The sequence below is a fragment of the Acinetobacter calcoaceticus genome, assembly GCF_051947995.1.
Lineage (GTDB): Bacteria > Pseudomonadota > Gammaproteobacteria > Pseudomonadales > Moraxellaceae > Acinetobacter.
Genome location: NZ_JBLVVH010000005.1, coordinates 98,312 through 110,579, shown reverse-complemented (window position 1 = coordinate 110,579; position 12,268 = coordinate 98,312). Strand labels below are relative to the sequence as shown.

10 protein-coding genes are annotated in these 12,268 nt (G+C 40.7%); 7 read left to right on the top strand and 3 right to left on the bottom strand.

What is annotated here, in order from left to right; genetic code table 11:
* Positions 1-15 precede the first annotated feature (15 nt).
* Positions 16-768, bottom strand: a complete 753-nt coding sequence (gene rpsB, locus ACNQO6_RS11475) for a 30S ribosomal protein S2 (RefSeq protein ID WP_004652723.1) — start codon at positions 766-768, stop codon at positions 16-18.
* 213 nt (positions 769-981) lie between these two features.
* Here rpsB and map point away from each other — a divergent pair, with 213 nt between their 5' ends.
* The 3 genes from map to ACNQO6_RS11460 all read left to right on the top strand — a co-directional run bounded on the left by map (position 982) and on the right by ACNQO6_RS11460 (position 4,479).
* Positions 982-1,806, top strand: a complete 825-nt coding sequence (gene map, locus ACNQO6_RS11470; protein WP_440209029.1) for a type I methionyl aminopeptidase — start codon at positions 982-984, stop codon at positions 1,804-1,806.
* 205 nt (positions 1,807-2,011) lie between these two features.
* Positions 2,012-3,106, top strand: a complete 1,095-nt coding sequence (locus ACNQO6_RS11465) for an OmpW/AlkL family protein (RefSeq protein ID WP_440209028.1) — start codon at positions 2,012-2,014, stop codon at positions 3,104-3,106.
* A gap of 152 nt (positions 3,107-3,258) precedes the next feature.
* A complete protein-coding gene (locus ACNQO6_RS11460; RefSeq protein WP_440209027.1) occupies positions 3,259-4,479 on the top strand; it encodes an MFS transporter in 1,221 nt (406 codons plus the stop codon).
* A gap of 330 nt (positions 4,480-4,809) precedes the next feature.
* On the opposite strand, the gene ACNQO6_RS11455 is transcribed toward ACNQO6_RS11460, so the two are convergent.
* Positions 4,810-5,991 carry a trypsin-like peptidase domain-containing protein gene (locus ACNQO6_RS11455; protein WP_343580174.1) on the bottom strand — a complete coding sequence of 394 codons (1,182 nt, stop codon included), beginning with the start codon at positions 5,989-5,991 and terminating at the stop codon, positions 4,810-4,812.
* Positions 5,992-6,179: 188 nt separating this feature from the next.
* On the opposite strand from ACNQO6_RS11455, the gene ACNQO6_RS11450 reads away from it, so the two are divergent.
* From ACNQO6_RS11450 to ACNQO6_RS11440, 3 genes are all read left to right on the top strand, one after another.
* Positions 6,180-6,938, top strand: a complete 759-nt coding sequence (locus ACNQO6_RS11450; protein WP_440209026.1) for a Nif3-like dinuclear metal center hexameric protein — start codon at positions 6,180-6,182, stop codon at positions 6,936-6,938.
* A gap of 333 nt (positions 6,939-7,271) precedes the next feature.
* Positions 7,272-7,895 (top strand): superoxide dismutase, encoded by a 624-nt coding sequence (locus tag ACNQO6_RS11445; RefSeq protein ID WP_440209025.1) that lies wholly within the window; start codon positions 7,272-7,274, stop codon positions 7,893-7,895.
* Between the two features lie 227 nt (positions 7,896-8,122).
* A complete protein-coding gene (locus ACNQO6_RS11440) occupies positions 8,123-8,749 on the top strand; it encodes a superoxide dismutase (RefSeq protein WP_004638474.1) in 627 nt (208 codons plus the stop codon).
* 299 nt (positions 8,750-9,048) lie between these two features.
* Here ACNQO6_RS11440 and ACNQO6_RS11435 read toward each other — a convergent pair whose 3' ends face one another.
* Positions 9,049-10,653 carry an isocitrate lyase gene (locus ACNQO6_RS11435; RefSeq protein ID WP_396513749.1) on the bottom strand — a complete coding sequence of 535 codons (1,605 nt, stop codon included), beginning with the start codon at positions 10,651-10,653 and terminating at the stop codon, positions 9,049-9,051.
* Between the two features lie 530 nt (positions 10,654-11,183).
* Between ACNQO6_RS11435 and ACNQO6_RS11430 the strand changes: the two genes are divergently transcribed.
* Positions 11,184-12,173, top strand: coding sequence for a LysR family transcriptional regulator (locus ACNQO6_RS11430; protein WP_004773639.1), 990 nt, complete (start codon positions 11,184-11,186; stop codon positions 12,171-12,173).
* The last annotated feature ends 95 nt before the right edge of the window (positions 12,174-12,268 follow it).

Sequence of the window (12,268 nt, the reverse complement as noted above, 5' to 3'; positions counted from 1 at the left end):
TTGCGTCAAAACGCATTAAGCCTCAGAAGCGTCTTTAGCAGCGTCGTCGCCTTTTGCTTGTGCATTTGCTTGTGATTGAGCATATTCTTTACCAGCAAGAATCGCATCAGCCATAGCAGAAGCATACAAAGTTACTGCACGGATCGCATCGTCGTTACCCGGAATAACGTAATCAACGTTGTCTGGGTTAGAGTTTGTATCAACGATACCGATTACAGGAATACCTAAGTTTTTCGCTTCTTTGATTGCAATCGCTTCGTGATCAACGTCGATTACAAATAATGCGTCAGGTAAACCACCCATGTTTTTAACGCCGCCTAAAGCACGTTCAAGTTTTTCCATCTCACGAGTACGCTCTAAAGCTTCACGTTTAGTAAGCTTAGCAAAAGTACCGTCTTGAGATTGAGTTTGAAGATCTTTTAAACGGTTGATAGATTGGCGAAGTGTTTTCCAGTTCGTCAACATACCACCTAACCAACGGTGATCTACATATGGTTGACCAGCGCGTTGAGCTTGTTCACGGATGATGTTAGAAGCAGCTCGTTTTGTACCAACGAATAATACTTTGTTCTTTTTGCTCGCTAGGTTGTTAACGAAGTTCAAAGCATCATTTAACGCAGGAACAGTATGTTCAAGGTTGATGATGTGAATTTTGTTACGCGCGCCAAAAATGTATTGACGCATTTTTGGGTTCCAGAAACGAGTTTGGTGACCAAAGTGTGCGCCTGCTTGAAGAAGGTCGCGCATGCTTACGTTGTAATCTGCCATTTTCTTTACCTTAAAGTTTGGGTTAGGCCTCCATATATCCGCATTCTCCACCTATTGCTAGGCACCCAGAGTAATGTGTCGATATATGTGCGGATTTTTTACGACTATTATCATCAGAGAATTTCGTAAAATATATTCACGAAAAGCATTTGATAAAATAGGCGGCTATTTATACCATAGACGCTTGCAAATTACCAAAAGTTTTTAGAGATCATGAATACAACTTATACAGCCCCTCGTCGATTAATCAAAACACCTGAAGAAATTGAAAAGATGCGTGTTGCTGGCAAATTGGCGGCTGAAGTTCTAGACATGATTAAACCGCATATTAAAGCGGGCGTGAGCACACTAGAACTAGATACCATCTGTCGCAATCACATTGAAAATGTTCAGCAAGCAATTCCGGCCTGTGTCGGCTACGGCGCAGCACCAGGTCGCCCTGCTTTCCAGCATTCTATTTGTACTTCGGTCAACCATGTGGTTTGTCACGGTATTCCGTCTGAAAATAAAATCTTAAAGAACGGCGATATTCTTAATATCGATGTAACAGTCATTAAAGAGGGCTATCATGGCGATACCAACATGATGTATATCGTGGGCGGTGAAACCTCTATTCTTGCAAACCGCTTGTGTTCAGTGGCTCAGGAAGCCATGTATCGTGGCATGGCTACGGTAAAAGACGGTTCATATCTGGGTGATGTCGGCTATGCTATTCAGCAATATGTGGAATCTGAACGTTTTAGTGTCGTCCGTGAATATTGTGGTCATGGTATCGGCAATGTGTTCCATGATGAACCACAAGTTTTGCATTATGGGCAAAAAGGTACAGGTATGCGTCTGGAAGCAGGCATGACCTTTACCATTGAACCAATGGTCAACGCAGGTGTTTGGCAAACCAAGCTTTTAGGTGATAAGTGGACCGTTGTCACAAAAGATCACAAATTATCGGCCCAATATGAACATACGATTTTGGTAACCAAAACAGGTATTGAAGTATTAACCGCGCGTCCTGAAGAGGATTTATCTCGTTTTATGTAACTTATTTTGTTTAATTTTTTTATAAAAAAGTCACTTCGGTGGCTTTTTTTGTATCTTCACAATTTCTTCATCAATTTATCTAAATCAAACAAATTTTTTCATAAGCATAACAATTATAAATTTTAACTAAACAAAGGATGTCTCAAAAAGAGTTATCGTGGGCGCAAGAAAAATCCTTACAAACTTTAGGACATGGAGTCCCAAGATGATGAAGAAGTCATTTGCTTGCCTGCTTACAGGCTTATGTGCCCTACCAACAATTACTTTTGCAGACTCACCTTATTTCAGTCTGAAAGATGGTGATGGGTTTAAACGCTTTTCGGTTTCAGTCGGTGCTCTATATGTAAAACCAACGGGTAAAGCTCAACCAATTAAAGTGAACACAGCAGTTAATGAAGGCGAACAAGCCAAAGTTGGCGATGTTTCAATAAAAACCGTTAAAGATAGTATCTCCAAAGATATGGACCCCAATCTATCAACAGTTTTCATTAATTTTTTAGATGGTTTGGGAAAAGAGACGTTGCCCGGCTCATTAAGTGGTAATGCTGAAATCTATGGTTTAGATGAATGGAACAATCCTGGTACGGGACTGGAAGCAGATGATGTAATGACTTTGGGCATTATGACCAACTATTTTTTCACAGATAATGTTTCATTTGAAGTAAAAGCAGGCATTCCACCAAAAGTTGACATCCAAGGTAAAGGGCAAATTTATGCGCCATTAACAGCAAAGGCTCACCCATCTATTGATCTTCCAATTATTGGAGGTATCGACCTCCCTTCAATCGACTTAGAAAAGCAAATTTTTATTACTGACCTTGAATCGCATGGTACAGCAGCAACAGCTCGCGCATGGACTCCAGCTTTTGAATTCCAATACCATTTCGGTAAAACAGGCGTTAATAAATTCCGACCTTATGTGGGGCTAGGATTAATGTATGCTTATTTCAATGATCTCAAGATTAATTCTGAAATTGAGCGCGATTTAATCAACGCTGGACATATGATTGTCAATATCAAAGACGGTAAAGCTGGCGCTGCTTTGGACCAGAAAACCAGTTCAGGAGATCCAAAAGTCAAATTAGAAGCTTCGGATGCATTTGCACCGATTGCCACAGCAGGTTTTACATATGACTTTAATGATCGTTGGTTTGCGGTTGGTTCTGTTTCTTATGCCCACCTGACTGGTGAAGCAACTATCACTGTTAACGATAATAAATATGGTGAACTTATTCGTGCAAAAACTGATATCGAGATTAACCCTATTTTAGGTTATGCAGGTGTCGGCTATCGTTTCTAAGCATCTTAGCTTATAAAAAAAGCAGCGAAGGCTGCTTTTTTATTTCCTGATATTTCTAATAGTAAACAATTTACTCAAACAAATAGAACGCTAATCATTTTTTAGAATCGAAATATAAATAGAAGTATTTTAAAATACTTTTCACTTATTCCATGATCATAACAACAATGTCAAATCCACAATTCTCGAAACAATTGATTTATATGCTGATAGGAAGTGCACTTATTCTTGCACTTTCCCTCGGCGTACGTCACGGCTTTGGCTTATACCTTGTCCCAATGAGTGATGCATTTGGCTGGGGACATCATATTTTTAGTTTTGCCATCGCCTTACAAAACCTGATTTGGGGTGCAGCTCAGCCCTTCACAGGTGCAATTGCCGATAAATATGGCACCAAGAAAGTGGTTGCAGCAGGCGGCGCACTCTATGCAATTGGCTTGGTGATGATGGCATTCAGTTCGACGGGAGTTCTGCTCAATCTCAGTTTGGGGCTTGTGATTGGATTAGCCTTATCGGCAACTTCATTTACCGTGCTGCTTTCAGCCGTTGGTCGTGCAGCCCCGCCAGAAAAACGCAGTATGGTGATGGGGATTGCCAGTGCAGCAGGATCATTTGGTCAATTTATCATGTTGCCATCCACCCTACTATTACTCAAAAGTATTGGCTGGTCCTCCGCACTCCTAGTCAGTGCATTCGCTATAGCCTTGATTGTACCTTTGGCATGGTTATTAAAATCTCCTAGCCCTACAGCACCGAAGGCACTGAATCAACCTAGTCTCGGCTTTAAACAGGTCCTCCATATTGCCGGTAAGCACAAACCTTTCTGGTGGTTATCCTTAGGTTTTCTGGTCTGCGGCTTTCAGGTGGTATTTTTAGGTGTGCATTTACCGGGTTACTTAATCGATCATGGCTTTGATGCCACCACAGGCACCGTATTTTTAGCGCTAGTAGGCCTGTTCAATATTGTAGGAACCTACGGTGCTGGCTGGTTAGGTGACCGTTATTCAAAACCGAAACTGCTAATGTTGTTGTACGGCTTACGCGGCGTCGCAATCATCGCCTTCCTGTTATTACCACTCAATGTATTTACGGTTTATAGTTTTGGGATCATTATGGGATTACTCTGGCTTTCAACGGTACCTTTAACCAATGGTATTGTTGCCAATATGTTTGGCGTAAAATATTTATCGATGTTGAGTGGCATTGTGTTTTTTACTCACCAAATCGGTTCATTTTTTGGAGGCTGGTTAGGGGGTATCAACCACGACATGACCGGTAACTACAATATGATCTGGCTTGCCTGCTTACTTTTAAGTGCTTTTGGTGTGGTCATTCATCTTTTCGTCAATGAAGAGGCTATTATTCATGACTAATCTTGAACGAAATTTCAAAATTATACTGATAGGCTTTATTCTTTGTTTAATCAGTATTTCGATCTTGATCTGGTTTCAAACACCTGATCTGTTTGAATATTTTAATCAAGCGTTCTGTGCGCACTAAATACTTATTGCAGCGTTTTACACTTGTCATCTAATGATCAAAAAATTGTCATAAAACGATAAAATTTAGATGGTCTAATGAAAAATAAAAAACCTATAAAACGCAAAAAGCTTGTTGACCTACTGTCAGCAAGCTTTTTTTATTGCAGCCATAAAAAGGGCCGCTTTAAGCGACCCTTTTTTAGATAAAGCGCATCAACTTTATTATTGATGTTTCGGCAACGGAATATATTGAGATTGCGCATTTTGCTGTACTTTACGCTCACCCACTTTCACTTGCAAGGTTTGCTGCTTACCGTCACGCTCGACAATCACATCAATCAGGCTGCCTGGATCTTGCAAAGCCACATAATTGATTAAATGTGAAGCGGAAGAAATCTGCTCGTTATTGACTTGAATAATCTTGTCACCACGCTTAATTCCAGCTACGTCTGAAGGCCCGTCACGCAATACATCGGCAACGGTAACCCCTATCGGTTTAGCAGCCAATACATCTTCATCCAGATTATTTGGAATTAAGCTAATGCCTAACCAGCCACGCACGACACGACCATCTTTCAGGATTGAATTAAGCACTTGCTGACAAACCTTGGCAGGAATCGCAAAACCAATCCCCAATGAACCGCCAGATTGAGAGAAAATTGCAGTATTGACACCAATCAGGTTGCCCGCAACATCAATCAATGCACCACCCGAATTACCCGGATTAATTGCCGCATCGGTTTGAATAAAGTCTTCATAGGTATTGATCCCCAAGTCAGAACGGCCCGTCGCTGAGATGATCCCTTGGGTTACGGTTTGGCCGACACCAAATGGATTACCAATCGCGAGCACGACATCACCGACTTCGTTACCACTCAATTTGAATGGCAAGACTGGCAATTTATCTAACTCGATCTTGATCACAGCCAGATCCGTATCAGGATCTGTACCAATCACTTTTGCTTCAGCACGGCGACCATCATGCAGTGCCACTACAATATGTTCAGCCTGAGCAATCACATGATTATTGGTCAGGATATAACCATCTGCACGAACAATCACCCCAGAACCCAGACTATTTTCATTTTGAGGCTGTTGCGGCACCTGATTGCCAAAGAACTCGCGAAATACAGGATCATTCAATAATGGATGATTCATCTGTTTTACTTTCTGCGTGGTAAAAATATTTACCACAGCAGGCGCAGCCACTTTGACCGCAGCACTATAGGAAACCACCCCACCGGCACGTGATGTATCAATGAGAGGCTCAACCTTTTCTGCCGGCATTTTTACCCCATCAGCCGCAACAGTCGGTTTCGGTTGATGTGATTTCTGCCAAGCCAGAAAACTAAATATAACAAGAATGAGTAATACCCAAGGTAACCATGTAAATGCACGGCGCACGTCTATTATCCTCTAGGCGAAATTATGTGATGTACGTAATTTATTGAAGAACTGGAAGTTTCCACTATTGTAAAGTAAATTGCTTAAAATCAATGCAAAAGTTAAAAAAGTTTTGTCTAGCTTTAGTTACATTTAAAAATATGTTTTTATTGACGTCTATACAAGCTGTTAATCATTTGAGGAATCGCATGGCAAATTTGCGTGATATTGTGCACTGGTGTAATCAAACTTTAAAAGCAAACGAGTTTAAAGACTATGCACCAAATGGCTTACAAATTGAAGGCAAAGCCGAGGTCAATAAAATTTTATGCGCCGTGACCGCTTCTGAAGATGCGATAGATACCGCAATTGCTCAACAGGCGGACGCCTTACTGGTGCATCATGGCTACTTCTGGAAAGGCGAACCCTATCCGATTACCGGTATGCGTGGCAATCGCATTAAAAAACTGATCCAGAATAATATTTCCCTGATTGCCTATCACCTGCCACTAGATGCACATCCAAGCTTGGGCAATAACGTCGCTATTGCCGATTTGTTGAAGCTAAACGATCTGGAAGCATTAGATCCAAGTGAAAAGCATCCTATCGGTAATATTGGCTATTTAGACCATGCACTGAATCCTGAGCAATTTAAAGCGAAGTTACAAGCTGTCTTTGATTTTAATGTGATTCATTTACCGAGCGATAAAACTGCAATCAAAAAGATTGGCTTCTGTACAGGCGGCGCACAAGACTTTATTGCCAAAGCTGCTCAAGCAGATTGCGATGCTTATATTTCAGGTGAAGTCAGTGAACGTACTTTCTATGAAGCCAAAGAGTTAGGGGTTCACTATTTTGCTTGTGGTCATCATGCCACTGAACGTTATGGTGTACAGCGCTTGGCGCAAGCCATTGCAACTCAGTTTGCCATTGAATCTGAGTATTTTGAGCTCAACAATCCAATTTAAGCCAATGCACAGATAAAGGAGTGAAATTCATTTCATTCCTTTATCTGCTTTTTATTTTCCAATTTTCTGCCACCCATCGATTCATTTTTGGTCGCTTAATGATGTAGCGTCCTGATTGCATAGTGGCTCATCTCTATAATCATAATTTTAAATACATCCCCACACCTCTGCTCCTCTCTCAATTGACTGATAAATAAAATTTATTTTTTAACTCATATCACATAGATAAAAGCAAATTAAAAGATATTGATTCTCATTTGCTTTTGTATCAATAATGAAAGCGCTTAATTTCATCCTCATAAAACTACATTGATTAGAAAAGGAATCAAACACATGGCTTATTCTTTACCTGCGCTGCCTTATGCCTATGATGCACTTGAACCCAATATCGATACCAGGACCATGGAAATTCATCATACTAAGCATCATCAAACCTATATCAATAATATTAATGCAGCAATTGAAGGCACGGTATGGGAAAAATTTCCTGTAGAGGAGCTGGTTGCCAAAGTGAATGAGGTGCCAGCCGAGCTTAAACCTATGGTGATCAATAATGCTGGTGGACATGCCAACCATTCACTGTTCTGGACCGTTATGAGCCCCCACGGTGGTGGTGAACCCACAGGTGATATTGCAAAAGCTATTGACCAGCAACTCGGTGGTTTTGATGCATTTAAAGAAGCATTTACCAAAGCAGCCATTAGCCGTTTCGGAAGTGGATGGGCGTGGCTGAGTGTCACACCTGAAGGTAAAATTGTGGTGGAAAGCAGTGCCAATCAGGACTCGCCCCTGATGCATGGTCATATCCCTATTTTAGGACTGGATGTATGGGAACATGCCTATTATCTAAAATATCAAAACCGTCGACCTGAATATATTGCGGCTTTTTATAATGTGGTGGACTGGGATGAGGTCAATCGCCGCTACCATGCGGCTTTAACAGCAATAAAAAATTGATTTTAAATAATAAAGTTAAAAACTTCTGCTTGATCAATGTAGATTAGAGCCAGCTCAAAGATAAACCAAAATCATCATTGGCTCTAATTCTATCTTGTGTATGGTATATGTCTCAGATGGAAATTTTTTGCATATTTTGTGTATTAAAAGACTGCCCTATTGCATGCAGAATCATTTACAATAAAAACACTTAATGTAAAACCCAGCAAATTTGCAAGGAATGAAACATGACAACCATTACTTTACCTGCACTTCCATATGGCTATGATGATCTAGCACCACACATCACTCGCGAAACTTTAGAATACCATCACGACAAACACCACAATACTTATGTTGTTAACTTAAACAACTTAATCAAGGGTACTGATCTTGAAGGTAAAACTTTAGAAGAAATCATCAAGGCTTCTGCTGGTGATGCATCTAAAGCAGGTATCTTCAACAATGCTGCTCAAGTATGGAACCACACATTCTACTGGAACAGCATGAAGCCAAATGGTGGTGGTAAACCTACAGGCGCGATTGCAGCGAAAATTGACGAAGCATTTGGTAGCTACGAAAAGTTTGCAGAAGAATTCACTGCTGCTGCAACAACTCAATTCGGTTCAGGTTGGGCTTGGTTAGTTGCTGACGAAGTAAACGGTAAATTATCGATTACTAAAACTGCCAATGCAGATACACCACTTGCACACGGTCAAATCGCTGTATTGACGATCGACGTTTGGGAACACGCTTACTACATCGACTTCCGTAACTTACGTCCAAAATACATCGCGACTTTCTTAGAAAGCCTAGTTAACTGGGACTATGCAAATGCAAAACTTGCAGGTCAACCAGCAGGTGTTGAGAAATAATTTATTATTTCTGCAATAAAAAAACTGCCCTATAAGGGCAGTTTTTTTATATCTCTTGATTGAATGACCGGTCTGCTGAACAGTTGATTTCAAAGGGTTCTATCTGAGACTTGGGTCTACTTAACAGAGGTTAATCAACCATGCAAATAATAGAAATGTTTAAATAGATACTACTCAATATAATTAAAAATAGAACAATTTATTTTTTACAGAGCCGAACATTTATCTGGCCTTAAGCAATGATTTAAACAATAAAAAACCCTGCTTTCGCAGGGTTTCTTTTTGAATCAGTTCAGTGCTTAGTGAGCAGCGAATTGGTTCATTGTGTTTTTAGCATCATCATGTGCTTTAAGCGCATTGTCACCAGAGAAGATTTCTTTGTGATCATCACCGATGTCAGAACCCGCCATTGCTTGGTGTTTAACACAAGCGATACCACCACGGATTTCTTTACGTTGTACGCCAGCAACATAAGCCAACATACCTTCAGAACCGAAGTAACCTTGTGCAAGCTCATGCGTAGAAAGAGCAGCAGTGTGGTAAGTCGGAAGTGTGATCAAGTGATGGAACACACCTGCTTCACGAGAAGCATCTGCCTGGAATGTACGGATCTTAGCATCAGCATCAGCAGCTAATTCACTGTCATCATACTCAGCACTCATTAATTTAGCGCGGTCGTATGCAGAAACGTCCTTACCTTCAGCAACCCAACGGTCATAAGCTTGTTGACGGAAGTTTAAAGTCCAGTTGAATGATGGGCTGTTGTTATAAACAAGCTTCGCATTTGGAACAACTTCTTTAACACGGTTAACCATGTGAGCGATTTCTTCTACGTTTGGAGTCGCAGTTTCGATCCAAAGAAGGTCAGCACCATTTTGAAGGCTAGATACACAGTCAAGTACCACACGGTCAATTTGAGTGTCAGGACGGAACTGATATAAACCAGAAGCTAAACGCTTAGGACGGTGTAATTTACCATCACGCTTGATCAGGATTTCATCTTCTTGAGCATCAGCGATGTCAATTTCAGTTGTATCCAAGTAGCTGATGTATTGAGAAGCGATGTCGCCTGGCTCTTTAACCACTGGGATTTTTTGAGTCAAGTCAGCGCCTTCAGAGTCAGTACGTGCAACGATGATACCGTCATCAAGACCCATTTCTAAGAATGCATAACGTAATGCATGGATTTTAGCGATGAAGTCTTCATGTGGAACAGTTACTTTACCCGCTTGGTGACCACATTGTTTTGCGTCAGATACTTGGTTTTCGATTTGAAGTGCACACGCACCCGCTTCGATCATTTTCTTCGCAAGTAAGTAAGTCGCTTCTTCGTTACCGAAACCAGCATCGATGTCCGCAATGATTGGCACAACATGAGTTTCAAAGTTATCGATTTGAGCAGTGATTTCAGCTGCTTTAGCAGTATCACCTGCTTCTTGTGCTTTTTTAAGTGCACGGAATAAATCGTTTAGTTCTTTTGCGTCAGCTTGACGTAAGAAAGTGTAGATTTCTTCGATCAAAGCAGGAACAGAAGTTTTTTCATGCATTGATTGGTCAGGAAGTGGACCAAATTCTGAACGAAGTGCAGCAACCATCCAACCAGAAAGGTAGATATAGCGACGTTCAGTTGTACCGAAGTATTTTTTGTTCGCAATCATTTTTTGTTGTGCGATAAAACCGTGCCAGCAACCTAATGATTGAGTATATTTGCTAGAATCTGCATCATAAGCAGCCATATCACGACGCATAATCGCAGCTGTGTATTTAGCAATGTCCAAACCGGTTTTGAAACGGTTTTGTAGTTGCATACGAGCAGCATCTTCAGGACTAATATCTGCCCAAGTATTGCCAAATTTTGCTTTTAATTCGCGGATTGCATCAATCGCTGTTTGATATGTAGTCATGATCTATTCCTTTGAGGATTGGCATCGAACGGGGGCTAAAAATCCTGATTTTATTTAGTCTAGATTTCAAGCGCCTCATCAACATGTCTCAAAGCTTAGTCTTTGGCAAGCGATTTATCCAATATTCTAGCTTAATCTTCGGTATTTTCTTAAAAAATATATGTATAGACGTTTTTCAAAATACGCAAAAATCAAATATAAGACATTGTTTTTATTTTATTTTTAAAATACACAAAAATACTTAAAAACCAGATTTTAGGCGGTTTTTCTAGACTGACCAGTTCAAAAAATGCAGAAAAACAGACATTCAAAGCGTAAAAAAATATAAATTTTTATCCTATTTCAACCCCGTATCAGAAAAAGAATCGCGCAAAATTTCAGCTGCCTTAATTCAATGGATTGCCTCAATGCGGCAAACTTTCCCGGATGCCTTATCGCTGTTGCTTTTATGTAGGATTAAGTTACACAAAAGGCTTTAGATATGTCATAATTCAACACAATTTAAGGATTTTATTTTCGGTATTTTTTTTATGAATCTGGAGCGGGTCGATCTTAATTTATTAATTTATCTTGACGTACTTCTTCGTGAAAAAAATGTCACACGCGCCGCAGAGCAACTCGGTGTTACCCAGCCTGCGATGAGTAATATTTTACGTCGTTTACGTAATCTGTTTAATGATCCCCTCCTGATTCGCTCTTCTGAAGGCATGACGCCGACTGAGCGTGCATTAGAATTACAACCGCGCATTCGCGATGCGCTGTCAGATCTTTCCATGATTCTGGAGCCACGTACCGAATTCCGTCCTTATACCAGTACGCGCGTGTTCCGTATCATGACCTCGGATTATGCCGAAGCTACCTTAGTCCCTCGCCTGGTCAAGGCATTGCGTTCGGAAGCACCCAATGTGGTACTGGATTTCTTGACGCCGAGTGATGTGTCTTATCGGGACATGGAGCAAGGTAAAGTAGATCTTGCCATTAACCGCTTCAATGAAATCCCACAAAGTTTCCATCAGGTTCTGGTTTGGCGCGATAGTTTTAGCTGCATTTTAAATGACAAACACCCTGCTGTGACCCACTTAAACCTGAAAAGCTATTTAGATGCTCAGCATATCTGGGTATCAAAAACGGGCATGGGTGTTGGTTTCGGTGTCAATCCGGATAAACAGGCAGGTCTTGGCTGGATTGATCAGGCTTTAGAACGTATTGGTCAGCGCCGTAAAATTTCAGTGTTTACCCGACATTATCAGATGCCGGCATTGTTAGCACAAAATGTAGATTTGATTGCCACCCTGCCGACACGTATGGCGCGTTTGCAAACCCAAAATCCAAAACTGGTTATAAAGGATCCTCCATTTTATATTCCCGAGTTTGAATTAAAAATGGCATGGTGTCCTTTACTCCATCATCATCCAGCCCACCGCTGGTTAAGACAGCTTATTCTGTTTGTGGCACGCCAGATGATTGAGGAAGAGAATCGTGAATTTCTCTTAAATAACTCACAATTTTCACAATACTAAAATATTGCTCTATAATAATATTTAATTCCCTATGGATATGCTTGTTTCTTAAGCGAAATTGTTATAACGAGGTAATGATTTGATTACCTCTGTTC

What these genes read in the sequence shown, in the direction of transcription:
- ACNQO6_RS11440 (WP_004638474.1), top strand. Translation starts at nt 8,123, where the DNA reads ATGACAACCATTACTTTACCTGCACTTCCATATGGCTATGATGATCTA.
- rpsB (WP_004652723.1), bottom strand. Translation starts at nt 768, where the DNA reads ATGGCAGATTACAACGTAAGCATGCGCGACCTTCTTCAAGCAGGCGCA.
- ACNQO6_RS11450 (WP_440209026.1), top strand. Translation starts at nt 6,180, where the DNA reads ATGGCAAATTTGCGTGATATTGTGCACTGGTGTAATCAAACTTTAAAA.
- ACNQO6_RS11435 (WP_396513749.1), bottom strand. Translation starts at nt 10,653, where the DNA reads ATGACTACATATCAAACAGCGATTGATGCAATCCGCGAATTAAAAGCA.
- ACNQO6_RS11430 (WP_004773639.1), top strand. Translation starts at nt 11,184, where the DNA reads ATGAATCTGGAGCGGGTCGATCTTAATTTATTAATTTATCTTGACGTA.
- ACNQO6_RS11445 (WP_440209025.1), top strand. Translation starts at nt 7,272, where the DNA reads ATGGCTTATTCTTTACCTGCGCTGCCTTATGCCTATGATGCACTTGAA.
- map (WP_440209029.1), top strand. Translation starts at nt 982, where the DNA reads ATGAATACAACTTATACAGCCCCTCGTCGATTAATCAAAACACCTGAA.
- ACNQO6_RS11465 (WP_440209028.1), top strand. Translation starts at nt 2,012, where the DNA reads ATGATGAAGAAGTCATTTGCTTGCCTGCTTACAGGCTTATGTGCCCTA.
- ACNQO6_RS11460 (WP_440209027.1), top strand. Translation starts at nt 3,259, where the DNA reads ATGATCATAACAACAATGTCAAATCCACAATTCTCGAAACAATTGATT.